General features: G+C 51.5%; 15 protein-coding genes. 13 read left to right on the top strand and 2 right to left on the bottom strand.

The window, feature by feature from the left end; all coding sequences use genetic code 11:
- The first annotated feature begins 68 nt into the window (after positions 1–68).
- The 3 genes from ACI3EW_RS12065 (at position 69) to ACI3EW_RS12055 (ending at position 3,987) form a co-directional block, all read left to right on the top strand.
- Entirely contained in the window at positions 69–1,625 is a 1,557-nt protein-coding gene (locus tag ACI3EW_RS12065; protein ID WP_118606191.1) for a DUF3794 and LysM peptidoglycan-binding domain-containing protein, read from the top strand.
- A gap of 500 nt (positions 1,626–2,125) precedes the next feature.
- Entirely contained in the window at positions 2,126–2,401 is a 276-nt protein-coding gene (locus tag ACI3EW_RS12060; protein WP_118298991.1) for a GIY-YIG nuclease family protein, read from the top strand.
- Positions 2,398–3,987 carry a serine hydrolase gene (locus ACI3EW_RS12055; RefSeq protein WP_405581882.1) on the top strand — a complete coding sequence of 530 codons (1,590 nt, stop codon included), beginning with the start codon at positions 2,398–2,400 and terminating at the stop codon, positions 3,985–3,987. Before ACI3EW_RS12060 ends, ACI3EW_RS12055 begins: the two co-directional genes overlap by 4 nt.
- Positions 3,988–4,564: 577 nt before the next feature.
- Here the strand turns inward: ACI3EW_RS12055 and trhA are convergent.
- Positions 4,565–5,221 (bottom strand): PAQR family membrane homeostasis protein TrhA, encoded by a 657-nt coding sequence (gene trhA, locus ACI3EW_RS12050; protein WP_118298993.1) that lies wholly within the window; start codon positions 5,219–5,221, stop codon positions 4,565–4,567.
- A 135-nt stretch (positions 5,222–5,356) separates the two neighbouring features.
- Between trhA and ACI3EW_RS12045 the strand changes: the two genes are divergently transcribed.
- The 6 genes from ACI3EW_RS12045 (at position 5,357) to ychF (ending at position 11,128) form a co-directional block, all read left to right on the top strand.
- On the top strand, positions 5,357–6,082 hold the full coding sequence (locus ACI3EW_RS12045; protein WP_118530718.1) for an RluA family pseudouridine synthase: 726 nt from the start codon (positions 5,357–5,359) through the stop codon (positions 6,080–6,082).
- 387 nt (positions 6,083–6,469) lie between these two features.
- Positions 6,470–6,970, top strand: a complete 501-nt coding sequence (locus tag ACI3EW_RS12040) for a GNAT family N-acetyltransferase (RefSeq protein WP_405581887.1) — start codon at positions 6,470–6,472, stop codon at positions 6,968–6,970.
- A gap of 355 nt (positions 6,971–7,325) precedes the next feature.
- On the top strand, positions 7,326–7,874 hold the full coding sequence (locus ACI3EW_RS12035) for a biotin transporter BioY (RefSeq protein ID WP_118299020.1): 549 nt from the start codon (positions 7,326–7,328) through the stop codon (positions 7,872–7,874).
- 3 nt (positions 7,875–7,877) lie between these two features.
- On the top strand, positions 7,878–8,612 hold the full coding sequence (gene bioD, locus ACI3EW_RS12030; RefSeq protein WP_405581890.1) for a dethiobiotin synthase: 735 nt from the start codon (positions 7,878–7,880) through the stop codon (positions 8,610–8,612).
- 13 nt (positions 8,613–8,625) lie between these two features.
- Positions 8,626–9,825, top strand: coding sequence for an adenosylmethionine--8-amino-7-oxononanoate transaminase (bioA, locus tag ACI3EW_RS12025; RefSeq protein WP_405581893.1), 1,200 nt, complete (start codon positions 8,626–8,628; stop codon positions 9,823–9,825).
- A gap of 205 nt (positions 9,826–10,030) precedes the next feature.
- Positions 10,031–11,128: a redox-regulated ATPase YchF gene (gene ychF, locus ACI3EW_RS12020; RefSeq protein WP_118298998.1), complete on the top strand. Its 1,098-nt coding sequence runs from the start codon at positions 10,031–10,033 to the stop codon at positions 11,126–11,128.
- A 393-nt stretch (positions 11,129–11,521) separates the two neighbouring features.
- On the opposite strand, the gene ACI3EW_RS12015 is transcribed toward ychF, so the two are convergent.
- Positions 11,522–12,823: an amidohydrolase gene (locus tag ACI3EW_RS12015; RefSeq protein ID WP_405581897.1), complete on the bottom strand. Its 1,302-nt coding sequence runs from the start codon at positions 12,821–12,823 to the stop codon at positions 11,522–11,524.
- A gap of 413 nt (positions 12,824–13,236) precedes the next feature.
- Between ACI3EW_RS12015 and lgt the strand changes: the two genes are divergently transcribed.
- The 4 genes from lgt (at position 13,237) to rsmH (ending at position 16,008) form a co-directional block, all read left to right on the top strand.
- Positions 13,237–14,112 (top strand): prolipoprotein diacylglyceryl transferase, encoded by an 876-nt coding sequence (gene lgt, locus ACI3EW_RS12010; protein WP_118322479.1) that lies wholly within the window; start codon positions 13,237–13,239, stop codon positions 14,110–14,112.
- Between the two features lies 1 nt (position 14,113).
- Positions 14,114–14,266: an aspartyl-phosphate phosphatase Spo0E family protein gene (locus ACI3EW_RS12005; protein ID WP_118530749.1), complete on the top strand. Its 153-nt coding sequence runs from the start codon at positions 14,114–14,116 to the stop codon at positions 14,264–14,266.
- Between the two features lie 384 nt (positions 14,267–14,650).
- On the top strand, positions 14,651–15,076 hold the full coding sequence (mraZ, locus tag ACI3EW_RS12000) for a division/cell wall cluster transcriptional repressor MraZ (protein ID WP_118322480.1): 426 nt from the start codon (positions 14,651–14,653) through the stop codon (positions 15,074–15,076).
- The gene (gene rsmH / locus ACI3EW_RS11995) at positions 15,073–16,008 is read left to right on the top strand and encodes a 16S rRNA (cytosine(1402)-N(4))-methyltransferase RsmH (RefSeq protein ID WP_118299003.1); all 936 of its coding nucleotides are present in this window, start codon (positions 15,073–15,075) and stop codon (positions 16,006–16,008) included. The genes mraZ and rsmH overlap by 4 nt, the downstream gene beginning before the upstream one ends.
- The last annotated feature ends 67 nt before the right edge of the window (positions 16,009–16,075 follow it).

The raw sequence follows: 16,075 nt of genomic DNA, 5'->3' as shown, positions 1-16,075 counted from the left end.
GTATAAAATGTTAAACGTCATCATACAATTTCCTGAAGCATAAACTGGAAAGGTATGGTGGCGTTTTTATGATGGAACTTTTGAAGAAGCATATCCACATGAATCGTCGCCGGGGGAACGTCACGTCCCAGATGACCCTGGATGACGATTTTAATGTGCCGGATTCCATGGATGATGTGGAGGAGCTGATCATGGAAAACGGGGAGGTAAAGATCGACTCGGTGAAAAATCCCGGTGAGAAGGCGGAGGTGAGTGGAAAGCTGGAGTTTCGGATCCTGTACCGGCGTCCCGGCGGGGAACTCACGGCGCTCGCGGGCAGCATTCCGTTTACGGAGACGGTACATATGCCGGGACTTTCGGAAAATGATTATGTTCAGGCGGGGTGGGAGCTGGACGATCTGAACGTGAGTCTCATCAATTCGAGAAAGCTGAATGTCAAGGCACTCGTGACGCTGAACCTCAGGGCAGACGAGATCCGGGACATGGAGGCGGCGTCCGATGCGAAGTTTGACGGTGAGGTCGAGGTGTTAAAGAAGACGCTGACCGTGGCGGCGATCGCTGTGCGGCGGCGGGATACGTTCCGGGTGCGGGAGGTACTTTCAATACCGGGAAATAATCCGGATGCGGAGACTCTTTTGTGGCAGGATATGCGCCTTCAGGATGTGGAGACGAAGCCGCTCGACGGGAAGATCCATATCAACGGAGATCTTCTCGTGTTCGCAGTCTACTCGGCAGGCGGCGGGCAGATGCCGGTGCAGTGTTTTGAGGAGACTGTTCCGTTTTCCGGGGACGTGGAGCTTACGGAGTCGGCGGAGGACATGATCCCGTTTATCACGGTAAAGCTGGTGCACCGGGATCTGGAGCTACAGCCGGATGCCGACGGGGAGATGCGGGAGATCGCCGTGGACGCGGTCATGGAGCTGGATATCAGGCTCTATGAGGAGGAAGAGGTGGAGCTTTTGAGCGACCTCTATGCGTTGGACCGGGAAGTGATCCCGGAGACAGGCACTGCATGTTTTGATACGCTGGCGGTCCGGAACCAGGTGCGGACAAAGATCCAGGAGAAGATACAGCTCACCGGGCGACAGAGGATCCTTCAGATGTGCCATGCTGACGGGGATGTGAAGATCGACGAGGTGCAGATCAGGGAGGACGGGATCCACATGGACGGGGTGCTGGAGGTCCGGCTTCTGTACCTGACGGCGGATGATCAGGCGCCTGTCGGTGCGGCGTCGGAGGTCCTGCCGTTTCATCTGATGGCAGCCGCGGACGGACTGCCGCAGGATGCGGTCTACGAGATCGCGCCGGGGATTTCCGGACTTTCCGCGGTCATGGCAGGCGGGGATGCCGTTGAGGTGAAGGCGCAGATCACGGCGGATGTGCTGGTGCTGACTCCTGTGTGTGTGCAGACTGTGGCAGCGGTGACGGAGGAGCCGCTTGATACAGAGAAGTTAAAGAAGATGCCGGGGATCATCGGATATGTGGTGAAGCCGGGAGATACGCTCTGGAAGATCGCAAGGATGTTCCACACCAGCGTGGAGCGGATCATGGAACTGAATCATCTGACGGACAGCACGATCCGGTCCGGTGACAGGCTGATCCTGGTAAAAACGGTACAGGGCTGAAATTTTTATTTTCCCCGAATGTCTGGTTGCAATTCGGGGAAAATTTTATATAATGGTATAAGTGGGATTTTTGTTACTTTTCGCGGGTAGGAATTTTCTGAACTGAAAATTCCGTATGATACCTTTATGGTCGCGGATTTTGCCGATTTGGAATGCGAAGCATCGGCAAAATCCTGTTACAGTATGCGGGCATGGAGAGCCCGTGTACTGTAACGGATTTTTTGCGCACGCCGGAAAGAGAAAAAAATTGCTTCCGGAGCTTCCGGAACCTTTCTGATGACGCCGCATAAAATAACAGTATCACAACAGAACAGGGCATCCCGATGCTTTCATATAGATTCCGCAGGCGCTGGCTTTCGGAGGACGGTAATGGATTCCATGGTCCCATTGCCGTTTACATAATATGTAAAAAGACGGAACGCGAAGCATCGGAAGATCGCGCTGCGGTGCACGGGCAGGGAGTGCCTGGGTACCGGAACCTGAGAAAGAGAGAACGGCAGATGAACTACACATATCTTCTGGAGTGTTCGGACGGAACGCTTTACTGCGGATGGACGAATGATCTGGAAAAGCGGGTGAACGCGCACAATTCCGGGCGCGGCGCAAAATATACGAAACCGCGGCGGCCGGTGCGGCTGGTGTGGTATGAGACGTTCGAGACGAAGGAAGAGGCGATGAGCCGGGAAGCAAAGGTAAAACAGCTTTCCCGGAAACAGAAAGAGGAGCTGGTGGCCCAGGGGCCGAATAACCGGAACACAGGGAGAAAAGATTTATGATTCATACGTTAAAAAAGAAACTGGCAAAGGTACTCTGCGGCGTGCTCGTATTTGCCCAGATGGGGACGATACAGGCGTTCGCGAGACCGGACTGGCCGTCCGATACGGGGATCGAGGCGGAAGCCGGAGCTGTCATGGACGTGGACACGGGAACGATGCTCTTCGGACAGAACAGCCATGTGGAATATTATCCGGCGAGTATCACAAAGATCCTCACGGCGCTTGTAGTGCTGGAGCATGCGGACCTTACCGATACGGTTACTTACTCGGACAAAGCGATGAACTCCGTGGAGGCGGACAGCGGAAATAAGTTAAGCCTCGTGGCTGGCGATACGATGACGGTTGAGGACTGTCTCTATGCGCTGCTTTTGGCGTCCGTGAACCAGGCGGCCAACGCGCTGGCGGAACATGTCGCGGGCAGCATCCCGGATTTCGTGGATATGATGAATGCGAAGATCGCGGAGCTTGGATGCACGGAGAGCCATTTTGCGAATCCGTCAGGACTCAACAATGATGATCAGGTCGTCACTGCGTTCGACATGACAAAGATCGCAGCTGCGGCGTACAGCAATCCGAAGCTTTTAGAGATCAGCTCCGCGAAATCATGGAAGGTCGGTGCGACCACGAACAACCCGGACGGGGTGAGTGTGAGAAATGAGCACCGCCTTGTGATCACGGAGGATACCGAGAGCCCGTACTACTGTCCGGAGGCGGTTGCCGGAAAGACAGGGTATCTTTTAAAAGCGGGAAACACACTCGTTACATACGGAGAGAAGGACGGTAGACGTGTCGTATCTGTTATCTTAAAGGGAAGTCCGAGACAGTATTTTGTAGACGGAAAGAATCTCCTGCAGTTTGGACTGAACCGTTTCCAGAACGTGGACATCGCGGAGAATGAGACAAGATATGTCACAGGCGATGACCAGGTGGATGTCAACGGGACAAGCTATGCACCGTCTGATCTGGCGGTCCAGGCGGGAAAGAAGATCACACTCCCGAAGGATGCGAGCTTTGCGGACGCGGAGCTGAGTCTCGGTGCGGTTCCGGACGGAGCGCCGGAGGGAACGGTCGGCGTCCTGAACTATATTTATAACGAGAGAAAGATCGGATCCGCGTACCTGATGACGAAGGCGGGGGCGGAGGCGCTCGCGGCTGCGGAGGCAGCAGGCGGGACGGAGACCACGGCTGCGGAAGAACCGTCCGAAGAAAGTGCGGACGCAGCGGATCCTTCGTCCGATGACGGAAACACCGATGACCAGACAGAGACGGAGACCATGGGAGAAACGGATGTGACGACTGCGGCAGACAGTGAAGACGCGTCGGACCAGGCCGGAAGCGGAGATGTAAGAGCTGCATTCCCGGTGAAGATCGTCCTGATCATTGTGGGGATCCTTGCGGCAGTAGCCCTGATCGGCGGCGGTATCTGGTTCAGGATCCAGAGCAACAAGAAAGAGGCGGAAGCGGAAGCACTCCGGCGTGAAAAGAGAAGGCAGCGTCTCATGGCGGAAGGCGGCGACGCGGAAGCCGAATTCAACCGGCTGCTCGAGGAGAAGCGGAAGCGGGACGAAAAGAGATGGAAACGATAAAAAGACAGGCAGGATCCGGAATATGGATCTTGTGAGGAAAAGCGCCCGGGGTAAGAATCCGGTCATGCATAAGAACAATAATAAAGGAGCAGAGCTTGCTGGCGAAATGCTGGCAGGCTCTGCTTTTTCTGTTTACGCGAACAACGAGCCAAAGCCCGCGCTTGCGCGAGACCTTGGCCGACTGTCGCGATAACAAGGGGAAACTCGCGAAGCGTGTTTTCACTTGTTTCATTTCACAGGAAATGCCGATGGAACTTTCTATGAAACCAGGCAGGATAACCGCCAAAACAGTTCAGAATGACAAAGCAGCCGAAGTCTGCTATACTGAAAAAGGCGCGGTTTTTAGCCGCGCCGGAAATGAAAACAATAGAAATTGGTGTAGTTGGAAAGTTTGTAACTGTTCAGTAGGTCTGCGCATTTACTGCGCTGACCGTAAGAAAACATGGGTTTGAAGGCAAAAATCCCATCGGCGCAGCCGATCTGGAATGTATTTTTGCGTGTAACTTGCCATGCATCCGAAGGGAAGCTCCGGGGGAGGTTCCTGTAGGTGTGAAGGTACTGAACAGTTACGAAAATTTTATGCAGCTGCCACATATCCGTACATCATCATATAGTGGCAGAAGCTTCCGCCCATGACGAAGAGGTGGAAGATCTCGTGGGAGCCGAAGTTTTTGTGCTTTGAGTTGAAGATCGGCAGTTTCAGAGCGTAGATCACGCCGCCGATCGTGTAGATGATCCCGCCGGCGAGGAGCCAGGCGAAAGCGGCAGGAGTCAGGGCTGCGACGATCTGACGGATCGCCATGACGCACACCCAGCCCATCGCGATATAGATCACGGAGGAGAACCACTTCGGGCAGTTGATCCAGAGGGCGTTGATGATGATTCCCACGATCGCGATGCCCCAGACGAGGGACAGCATCCGGTATCCGGAACGGTTTCCGAGGACGATGAGGCATACCGGAGTGTAAGTTCCGGCGATCAGGATGAAGATCATCATGTGATCGATCTTTCGGAGAAGTTTATTGACATGCTCCGAGATATCGAAGGTGTGGTAGACCGTACTTGCGGCGTAGAGCAGGATCATACTGACGATGAACACGCTGAGCGCCTTTAAATGCATCGTCCCGGGGACGGATGCGGCTTTTACGAGAAGCGGCGCTGCGGCAGCCATAGCGGCCAGCATTGCGATAAAGTGAGTCAGCGCGCTTCCGGGATCTTTTATTTTCAGTTCCATAATCATTCCTCCAATCATGTGAATGAGTAACCTGTATTAAATACCAGAAACATGATATGTAGTTTTGAAAACTACATATCATGTTTGAATATACTATACCACTTACGATAAAAATATGCAAGGGGAAATATTTTGATGTTAAAAGTATTATACGAGGATGACGAGATCATCGTCGTCGTAAAGCCGGCGGGAGTGGAATCCCAGGCGGCAAAACGATTCGCGCCGGATATGGTGAGTGAGGTAAAAAAACACCTGGTTATCAACAAATCATGCACACCGGGGAAGGAACCGTATGTGGGAGTTATCCACAGACTGGACAAGCCGGTTTCCGGTGTAATGGTGTACGCGAAGACGAAACGGGCAGCAGCGGCTTTGAGTGAGCAGGTTCAGAGCCATAAGATGAAAAAAATCTACACGGCAGTTGTCTACGGAAAGCCTGTGAATACGGTGGATAACTATGTGGATTATCTGGTGAAAACACCGGACGGGAATTATTCACAGGTTGTGGATAAGGGGATAACCGGAGCAAAGAAGGCGGAGCTCTCCTATGAGGTGTTAAAAACGATCGATGGGGAAGAGAATGGGATGCCCGGAAAAGGGCTGAGTCTCGTAAAAGTTGCATTAAAGACCGGAAGACATCACCAGATCCGTGTGCAGATGGCGTATCATGGAACGCCGCTTTATGGGGATATGAAGTATGGCATGGCGGCAGAAAAAAGAACATCAGCCGGAAATTTTTGCGGACAGAGAGAGTCGATCGCCCTTTGCGCATCATCGCTGACTTTTTTCCATCCGGTGACAAAAAAAGAAATGACGTTTGCGATGGAACCGGCGGGCGGTGTGTTCCAGCTTTTCAGGTGATGTGACCGCCCGGGGAATGCGATTCATGGAAAAAATGGAACAGGGAACCTGTTATCAGCGCGCATAGCAGGCGGATTTTGGACCATACTATGAGCAGTACAAAGGAAGTACAGAACAGAAAACAGGTGATTCCATGGTAAGCCCTGGGAAAGACTGAAGAAATATTTTAACAAGAGCAAGTAAGTCTCACGCTTTTGCTGCGTAAAGTAATAAGCAGTGGCAGGAAACTTGCACTGAGGATCACAGGGCGGGATGCAAAGGATCCCGGTGGATTTTCCTCCCTGTGGTCCTTACGCAAAAAATGACAGATTGTCTTGTAAAATATGCTGTGATACAATGATGAAAACAGGCCAGTGAAAAATATACATATGCAGGAGGATGAAATCCATGACAGAAGATACCTTTACGATCAGAAAAGCAGCTCCGGCCGATCTTCCGAGAATCCATGAAATCTACGCGGCCGCCCGCCAGTTCATGCGTGACCACGGGAATTTCAGCCAGTGGGACGGCGAAGATGCTCCGGAGCGTCTGCTTCCGGGGGATATTGAAGCAGGAAATCTGTACGTTCTCGAGGAAGCAGGCGAGATCCATGCGGCCTTTGCTTTTATCATCGGCGCAGACCCATGCTACGCGGTGATTGAGCAGGGCGAGTGGAAATCCGATGCCACATACGCCGCGGTACATCGTGTCGCGAGCGACGGAACCCTTCACAATGTCATCGGGCGGATCATGGATTTTGCAAAATCCAACATCTCCCATATCAGGATCGATACCCACGAACATAATAAAGTCATGCAGAAAGCCCTGGAAAAACAGGGATTTGAGAGATGCGGGATCATTTACGTTCCGGATGGAACACCGCGGATCGCGTTTGAGTGGATGAAGTGAGATTGTTCGAAGAGCGCGGGAACAGGAACGATAAAACGTAATGATACCAGGATACCGAGTAGGCCATAGAGCTTAGTCGGTATCTTTTTAATATAATTGTCAACCATATAAAAACAATAGGTTGACAATACGAAAATTCTGTGATAAGCTCCTTCTCAGTTCTTCTCTGTGATACCACCCGGGATCTGAGGATGGCGGCGGCTGTCTCAGAAGGTATGGGAGAGACGGGAAAAGCATGCGCATGTGCAGAAAGCTGAGACGCTCCGGATCGCTGGAGATTTCAGACATTTCAAGGGAAAATGTTCCGGATTGCCGGGACGTTCATGTATTTGAGGAGGAAATCATTTTGAAGCGTATGAAAACAAAAGACCTTGTGCTGTGCGCGATGTTTGTCGCGCTGATCGCAGTCGGGGCATTTATCAAGGTTCCTGTTCCGGTCGTTCCGTTTACCCTGCAGTTTCTGTTCACTATGCTGGCCGGGCTTCTTCTCGGCCCCGGAAACGGGGCGCTGGCGGTCGTGATCTACATCGTGCTGGGCCTGGCGGGACTCCCAATCTTTACGCAGGGCGGCGGGCCTGGCTACATCTTTCAGCCGAGCTTCGGGTACATCATCGGATTTGCGGCGGCCGCTTATGTGACCGGACGGATCGCGAATGAGAAAAGTCATCCCGGCTACGGACGGCTTCTGGCAGCAAATTTCATCGGCCTTTTTATCGTCTATGCGTTCGGCATGGTCTACTATTATGTGATCAGTAATTTCGTGCTGAACACGCCGATCGGTCTGTGGCCGCTGTTTTTATACTGCTTCTTGCTGGCAGTTCCGGGGGATATCGCGCTGTGCATTCTGGCTGCGGCGATCGGAAAACGGATGATCCCGATGATCAGGGAAGGGAGACTTGGATAAGAGATGAGCAGAAATATTTTTATCACAGGCACGGGAACCGATGTCGGAAAGACGTATGTGACCGGTTTGATCGTGAAAAAGCTGAAGGAGAGCGGAGCGGACGCGGCCTACTATAAGGCGGCAATGAGCGGGAATGAGAGGCGCCCGGACGGCAGTCTGATCCCGGGGGATGCTCTTCAGGTAAAAACAATGTCGGGGATCCGTCAGCCGCTGGAGGAGATGTGTCCGTACGTCTATGAGACGGCAGTCTCCCCGCATCTGGCATCGCGGCTGGAGGGAAATCCGGTCCGGATGGAAACGGTACTGGAAAAGTTCCATGAAGTCTGTGAAAAATACGAATATGTGACCGTGGAGGGAAGCGGCGGGATCCTGTGTCCGCTCTGCTTCGATGAGGCAGATCTCCGCCTTCCGGATGTTGTAAAAGCCTGTGACCTTGGCTGTCTGATCGTCGCGGACGCGGGTCTTGGAACAATCAACGGCGTGGCTCTGACCGCATATTACCTCAAAGAACAGGGGATCGCTCTGAAGGGGATCATTTTAAACCACTACAGACAGGGAGACGTGCTCTGTGAGGACAACCGGAAAATGTGTGAATTTTATACAGGAGTTCCGGTCATCGCCTGCGTGGCGGATGGTGACACGGAGCTTTCCATCAGGGCGGAGGAATTGAAGAACTTATATGACGATGGGAAATCATGCAGCGCGAAACAGGCGGAGCAGGAAACAAAGATGAGATAAGGAGAAGAGAAAAATGATCTGGTATCCATATGAACAATTAAAGACAATGAAGGCACCGTACGAGATCGTGGACGCAAACGGGGTGTACCTGTATACAAAGGATCAGAAAATGATCGATTCCGTTTCCTCCTGGTGGAGCGTGATCCATGGATATAAGAATCCCGTCATCAACCGGGCGATCATCTCCCAGGTAGAAAAGTTTTCCCACGTCATGCTCGGCGGACTGACCCATGAGCCGGCGAGAAAACTTTCGGAAAAGCTGGCATCCTGGCTGCCGGGAGATCTGGACTACTGTTTCTTCTCTGATTCCGGCAGTGTGGCAGTCGAGGTTGCACTGAAAATGGCGCTTCAGTACTACATGAACCGCGGGGATGAAAAGAGAACGATGATCCTGGCGCTGGAGCATGCCTACCATGGAGACACTTTTAAGACGATGGAAGCTGGGGATGATGAAGATTATCATTTCGTGCTGAAGGCGTACGGGGCAAGCCCATATGTCGTCCATATCCCGACGGAGATCACGGCGCTGGAGCAGGCGTTTGAGACATACCATGAACGGCTGAACTGTGTATTGGTGGAGCCGCTCCTCCAGGGGGCCGGAGGCATGCGGATGTACGATGTCTCATTCTTAAAAAAGGCGCGGGAGCTCTGTGACCGGTACGGTGTGCTCCTGATCTTTGATGAGGTGGCGACCGGATTCGGGCGGACCGGAAACCGCTTCGTGGCGGATCTTGTCCTTCCGGACATCCTGGTTCTCGGAAAGGCTCTGACAGGCGGATATATCGGCCATGCCGCTACCGTGGCGAACCGGAAAGTATTTGAAGGCTTTTACGATGACGTTCCGGAACATGCCCTGATGCATGGACCGACCTTCATGGGAAATGCGCTGGCCTGCAGCGCGGCTCTTGCATCGATCGAGCTGTTTGAGACGCAGAATTACATGGAAAAGATCAGAAAGATCGAGGAGATCACACGCCGCGAGATGGCAGGTTTTACAGACCCGAGGATCCGGGAAGTCCGGATCATGGGCGGATGTGTCTGCGTTGAGGTCTACGATCCGGCCGTTCTGAAAGGATATCAGGAGTATGCTTACCAGAGAGGTGTATTCAGCCGTCCATTTTTAAATTACCTCTACGCGATGGTTCCGTATGTGATCAAAGAGGAGGAACTGGTACAGGTCCTTCAGTGCATGAAGGATTGGTTTGCAAGGTAGACATGTGAGGCAGTGCGGCAGTCATGCAAAAAATTCCTGTTAAGATTTACAAAGCAGGGCCCTTATGCTATAATTTATAGTCGCGATGGACTTTTTTGCCGGAAAGCGGGAGTTACATCGAAAAAGTAAAAATTATGTACAGGAAAATTAAAGAAAGGCGAAGAGCCCTGCATGGAAAGGTTCTTCGAACAGGGATTAAAATAAAATGAAGCTTGGCATCGTCGGTCTGCCGAACGTAGGAAAAAGTACCTTATTTAACTCATTGACAAAGGCGGGTGCAGAATCCGCGAACTATCCGTTCTGTACTATCGACCCGAACGTGGGCGTTGTACCGGTACCGGATTTCCGTTTAAAACTTTTAACAGACCTCTATCACTCTGAGAAGACAACACCGGCTGTAATCGAGTTCGTTGATATCGCCGGCCTCGTAAAGGGCGCGTCCAAAGGTGAGGGACTTGGAAACCAGTTTCTTGCAAATATCCGTGAGGTTGACGCGATCGTTCATGTTGTCCGCTGCTTTGAGGACCCGAACGTCATCCATGTAGACGGAAGCGTTGACCCGCTCCGCGACATCGAGACGATCAACCTGGAGCTGATCTTCTCAGATATCGAGCTCATCGACCGCCGGATCGCGAAGATGGGAAAAGGCGCAGCTTCCAACAAGGCACTCGCGAAGGAATTAAATATCTTAAAGGCCGTAAAGGAACATCTTGAGAACGGCAACCTTGCAAAGAGCTTCGAGTGCGAGGACGAGGAAGAGCAGGCATTTGTCGCATCTCTCGACCTTCTCACCTGGAAACCGGTGATCTTCGCAGCGAACGTAGGTGAGGATGATCTCACAGATGACGGTGCTTCCAACCCGCATGTACAGGCTGTCCGCAAGTTCGCGGCAGAAAACGACAGTGAGGTATTTGTCGTATGTGCCCAGATCGAGGAAGAGATTTCTGAACTCGACGATGATGAGAAGAAGATGTTCTTAGACGACCTCGGATTAAAAGAGTCCGGTCTTGACAAGCTGATCGCTGCAAGCTACCGTCTCCTTGGCCTGATCAGCTATCTGACAGCAGGAGAGAAGGAGACACGTGCATGGACCATCAAGGTTGGCACAAAAGCTCCGCAGGCAGCAGGAAAGATCCACTCCGACTTCGAGCGCGGATTCATCAAGGCAGAGGTTGTCAACTACAAGGATCTTTTAGACTGCGGTTCCTACAACGGTGCGAAGGAGAAAGGTCTTGTCCGCATGGAAGGTAAGGATTACGTGATGAAGGATGGAGATGTTGTTCTCTTCCGCTTTAACGTATAATTTTCGGCTGGATGACAGGCTTGTTATAACAGATGGAGCAGCTGCGGAAAGTCCGAAAGTTTCCTGTGCGGATCGCAAGATCACAGGAACTGAACAGTTGTTATAAAGAAATATAAGAAAAGCCATGGAATGCGTATCATGTACGATTCCATGGCTTTTTTTGATCAAAATTTGTCTCAGTCAGATAAAACTCCCACATCTTTTGGATGTTAGGTAACACCAATTTGTCTCAGCTGCGTCCAATCTCCGGCTGAGATAAACACTCCTCGAAGGCGCATATGTCTGGAAGACAATGGGGTGCGCCGATCGAAACGGAGCGCAGAGCGCAATGTTCTGAAAGAAAGTTGTTGGCTTTCACTAACTGAAATAGAGAGGAGTCTGTGCTGCCTTCTTCTATCTGTGCATGATCTCCCACACGGTGGAGACATAAAGCCGCAGCCCCGTGAGCAGGGACGACTCATCAAAATTAAAATGATCATTGTGGTGCGGAGCAGCAATATTGGAGCCGATGCACATATAAGCAGCCTTTCTGCCGTGGGACTGGACTTTTGCCATCAGGTAGGTGGCATCCTCAGACCCGGAGAAAGCGGCTTCCTTTACATAATTGGTGATCTCCGGGACTCTCGCGGCTCCGGCCCTGATGAACGGTTCCAGCTCTGCACTGCTGTCGGCACTCGAAGCGCTGCCCATGATCTTTGTATCCACGGAGCAGTCGAACATTTCAGCGGCCCCGTTTACCGCGTTCATCGCCTTTTTCAGGACAAGCTCCTGAATATCGGCGGTCTCCCCGCGTGTCTCAAAGCGGATCATGGCGTCCGCCGGGACCACATTCCGTCCGCTTCCGCCCTGGATCGTTCCGACGTTGATCCGGGATGCGCCTCTGGAGTCCTGGCAGGCGGTGTGCATGGCGAGAGTTGCCGAGCATGCCGCAAGGATTGCATTTTTTCCGTCCTGCGGGGACATTCCGGCATGAGCGGAGACTCCCTTAAATTCGGCATCGACCTTCGTTGTGGAGAGAAATCCTTTTGAGAGGGCGACGAGGGAACCGGTATTCCATCCCATCCCGAGGTGTCCGGTGAGAAGATAGTCCACATCATCGAGGATCCCGCCTTCCGCGATCGACTGTGCGCCGCGGACTCCTTCCTCGGCGGGCTGGAAGATGACTTTGATGGTCCCGCAAAGATCATTTTTGATCTCATTCAACGCGATACAGGTGTGGAGTCCCAGGGATGCGTGTCCATCATGACCGCACGCATGCATGGAGCCGTCATGGATCGAGCAGAATCCGTCTTTCACAGGTTGGCGGTCCGCATCGGTGCTCTCGGTGACATCGTTGCAGTCGATATCAAAGCGGAGTGCGAGGACAGGTCCCGGCGTTCCGGTCTCGATCACGGCGCAGAGACCGGTGAAACCGTCCATTTTTTCGATGATTTCCGGGTCGGCGCCCTCTGCAAGCGCCCGGTCGATGGCGCTTTTCCGAACGCTTTCAGACGGGTAAGCCCAGAGATAATCCTTGTTGATGATCTCTTTTCCGTATTTCACCGGGATCCCGTGTTCCTTTAACTTCTTAATAAGAAGCGCGGTGGTGCGGTATTCGAGCCAGCCGGTCTCCGCGTGTCTGTGAAGATCGCGGCGCGTCCGGATCATGGAAGGTTCATATGATTTCAGTGTATCGAGATAGGATTGAATGTCCATGGCTGTTCCTCCTTGTAAGGGATAAATTCAGATGAATGTTTTCGAGTATTGTGGGAGCACGAAGTGCGGAACAATACGGTATCACAAGGGGTCAAAACCTTTTGACCCCAACATCTTATGGTTTCAGTATAAAAACTTATAAAATTGATGTCAATGGAAAGTATAAAATATACCGTAACAGGATTTTGCCGATGCTTCGCATTCCGAATCGGCAAAACCCGCGGCCACAACGGTATCATACGGAATTTTCAGTTCAGAAAATTCCTGCCCGCGAAAAGTAACCGGAAAGTTCCACAGGAATCGTCAACTTTTGTCGAATAAACATGAGGAGTGTCTGGCGAATCTGTTTGCTTTTTGCATGTTTTCGGAGTAAAATAAAACTCACCAAAGAAATAAAGGAGAAAAAATACGATATGACAGGAGCAGATGTAAGCTTCGTTCACCTCGGGATCACGATCCCGCATATGGTGAAGAGCTTTTCGATCGGAGGGATCTCCTTCGCATACTACGGGCTGATCATCGGGATCGGTATGATCATGGGACTTCTGGTCGCCCAGTCCGACGCGAAGCGCAGGGGACAGGATCCGGATATTTATGTTGATTTCGCACTCTACGGGATTATCTTTTCCATCATCGGAGCGCGGATCTACTATGTTTTCTTTCAGTGGGGATATTACAAAGACCACCTGCTGGAGATCGTGAATTTAAGGAAAGGCGGACTTGCGATCTACGGGGGAGTGATCGCCGGGATCCTGACGCTGCTCGTATTTACGAAAAAACGCCATCTTTCCTTTTTGTCCATGGCAGACAGCGCCTGCCTCGGACTTGTAACCGGACAGATGATCGGACGATGGGGAAACTTTGTGAACTGCGAGGCCTTTGGCCGTTATACGGACTGTCTGTTTGCCATGCGGCTCAAACGTAGTATCGTGAATGAAAGCATGATCTCACAGAACCTCCTCGACCATCTGATCCTTGACAACGGGATCGAGTACATTCAGGTCCATCCGACGTTCCTCTATGAATCACTGTGGAATTTCGGACTTCTGATGTTTATGCTCTGGTTCCGCAAACGGAAAACGTTCACGGGGGAAATGCTTTGTATCTATCTTGCCGGATACGGGATCGGAAGAACATGGATCGAAGGCCTGCGGACGGATTCTCTCCTGATACCGGGTACCGGGATTGCGGTATCCCAGGCGTTATCTGTTGTGCTGGCGACGGTATCTCTTGTGGTACTGATCTACCACAGGAGAAAAGCGTTCGCCCAGAGAAAGGGAGCAAACTGATATGGAGAGCAGGGAAGAACTGGTAAATCGGATCGAAGAGGCGAGAAAACGCCTGAACGGAAGCATTGATGGAAAAGAGGCATATGATCTGATCTACCGGTATAGTGTGGAGCTTGACCGGCTGATCGAAGAGTATATGGATGCGGGATATTAAAGTCCGCAGTACATAAAAATCGAATATACACCTGATGAAATGAAAAAAGCTGTCCGGATGGGCAGCTTTTTTCATTTCATCAGGAAAATTCCTTTGCCTAGGTGTGAAATCAGTCACAGGCAGAGGGATCCGGCGCAGTTATATCCGGCACATATGGGATCTTTTCTGTGGAAAACTCTGAAAATATCCGGTTTTACACCGTTTCCCCGGCATGTGGATAACTAAAAAAGCGCACCTCCTTTTATACATGAAAAAGTGAAAAATTCCTTGCTATTTTAAAGTAAATGTACTAAGATTACATTAGAAGTGGTGGAAAGTGGATAAAAGTGGTTTAAAATGGTGGATCGGTGGATAAAAAACAGTCGCCGTCCAACGGGGAGAGTCATGTTCATAGGGGAGTACAGTCACACAATCGATGCAAAAGGTCGTCTGATCGTCCCTTCCAAATTCCGTGAGCAGCTGGGCGATGAGTTCGTTGTGACAAAGGGATTGGACGGGTGTCTCTTCGTGTACGAAAATTCCGAATGGAAATCCTTTGAAGAAAAACTCCACGCACTTCCTCTTACGAATGCCAATGCCAGAAAGTTTTCAAGATTTTTCCTGGCAGGAGCCTGCGCCTGCGAGGTGGACAGGCAGGGAAGGATCCTGATCCCTTCTGTTTTAAGAGAATTCGCACATCTGGAAAAAGACGTTGTCTTAGTTGGCGTCGGAAGCCGGATCGAGATCTGGAATAAGGCAGTCTGGAACGAGAAGAATGTCTATGATGACATGGAAGAAATTGCAGAAAATATGGAAGGTCTTGGCATATGATTTTTGAACACAAATCAGTCCTGCTGATGGAGACCGTCGACAGTCTGAACGTAAAACCGGACGGTATTTACGTGGACGGAACACTGGGCGGCGGCGGACATGCATACGAAGTATCGAGGAGACTTGGCGAAAACGGACGCCTGATCGGGATCGATCAGGACGCGGACGCGATCGCGGCTGCGACAGAGCGCCTTCTCCCATTTAAAGATAAAGTGACGATCGTCAGAAGCAACTACAAAAATATCCGGGAAGTGCTCTTTAACCTTGGAATCGAAAAGGTGGACGGCATTTACCTGGATCTTGGCGTGTCTTCCTACCAGTTAGACACGGCGGACCGTGGATTCTCCTACCGGGAGGATGCCCCGTTGGACATGAGAATGGACCAGAGAAACGATAAGACAGCGGCGGACATCGTAAACGGATACAGCGAGATGGAGTTGTATAAGATCATCCGCGATTACGGTGAGGACCGCTTTGCGAAGAATATCGCGAAGCATATCGTGAGAGAGCGGGAGATCCACCCGATCGAGACGACACTGCAGCTCGCGGAGATCATCCGCGGTGCGATCCCTGCAAAGATCCGCGCAGAGGGCGGACATCCGGCAAAACGGACATTCCAGGCGATCCGCATCGAACTGAACCATGAGCTGGATGTGTTGAACGATTCCATTGACACGATGATTGATCTCTTAAATCCGGGTGGACGCCTCTCGATTATTACGTTCCACTCTCTGGAGGACAGGATCGTAAAGACGAGATTCCGGACCAATGAAAATCCATGTATCTGCCCGCCGGACTTCCCGGTGTGCGTGTGCGGAAGAAAGAGCAAAGGCCGTGTCGTGACGAGAAAACCGATCGTCCCGTCGGAAGAGGAACTGGAAGAGAACAGAAGATCAAAGAGCTCGAAGCTTCGTGTGTTTGAGAGAAGCTAGAGAGCATCGCAAAAGAAGAATCCTATATAACTGTGAAGATACTGAGCAGTTACAGCCATTTTTAGAA

This window comes from Pilosibacter rotomagensis (assembly GCF_045062245.2).
Taxonomy (GTDB): domain Bacteria; phylum Bacillota; class Clostridia; order Lachnospirales; family Lachnospiraceae; genus Pilosibacter.
Note: the sequence above shows the minus strand (reverse complement) of the source record. Positions and strands in the feature narration are given on the sequence as shown.

Bases quoted from the DNA above. Each gene is read 5' to 3' on its own strand.
- ACI3EW_RS12040 (WP_405581887.1), top strand. From the start codon at position 6,470: ATGACAGAAGATACCTTTACGATCAGAAAAGCAGCTCCGGCCGATCTT.
- ACI3EW_RS12060 (WP_118298991.1), top strand. From the start codon at position 2,126: ATGAACTACACATATCTTCTGGAGTGTTCGGACGGAACGCTTTACTGC.
- ychF (WP_118298998.1), top strand. From the start codon at position 10,031: ATGAAGCTTGGCATCGTCGGTCTGCCGAACGTAGGAAAAAGTACCTTA.
- mraZ (WP_118322480.1), top strand. From the start codon at position 14,651: ATGTTCATAGGGGAGTACAGTCACACAATCGATGCAAAAGGTCGTCTG.
- ACI3EW_RS12015 (WP_405581897.1), bottom strand. From the start codon at position 12,823: ATGGACATTCAATCCTATCTCGATACACTGAAATCATATGAACCTTCC.
- ACI3EW_RS12065 (WP_118606191.1), top strand. From the start codon at position 69: ATGATGGAACTTTTGAAGAAGCATATCCACATGAATCGTCGCCGGGGG.
- rsmH (WP_118299003.1), top strand. From the start codon at position 15,073: ATGATTTTTGAACACAAATCAGTCCTGCTGATGGAGACCGTCGACAGT.
- lgt (WP_118322479.1), top strand. From the start codon at position 13,237: ATGACAGGAGCAGATGTAAGCTTCGTTCACCTCGGGATCACGATCCCG.
- bioA (WP_405581893.1), top strand. From the start codon at position 8,626: ATGATCTGGTATCCATATGAACAATTAAAGACAATGAAGGCACCGTAC.
- ACI3EW_RS12035 (WP_118299020.1), top strand. From the start codon at position 7,326: ATGAAAACAAAAGACCTTGTGCTGTGCGCGATGTTTGTCGCGCTGATC.
- ACI3EW_RS12045 (WP_118530718.1), top strand. From the start codon at position 5,357: ATGTTAAAAGTATTATACGAGGATGACGAGATCATCGTCGTCGTAAAG.
- ACI3EW_RS12055 (WP_405581882.1), top strand. From the start codon at position 2,398: ATGATTCATACGTTAAAAAAGAAACTGGCAAAGGTACTCTGCGGCGTG.
- bioD (WP_405581890.1), top strand. From the start codon at position 7,878: ATGAGCAGAAATATTTTTATCACAGGCACGGGAACCGATGTCGGAAAG.
- ACI3EW_RS12005 (WP_118530749.1), top strand. From the start codon at position 14,114: ATGGAGAGCAGGGAAGAACTGGTAAATCGGATCGAAGAGGCGAGAAAA.
- trhA (WP_118298993.1), bottom strand. From the start codon at position 5,221: ATGGAACTGAAAATAAAAGATCCCGGAAGCGCGCTGACTCACTTTATC.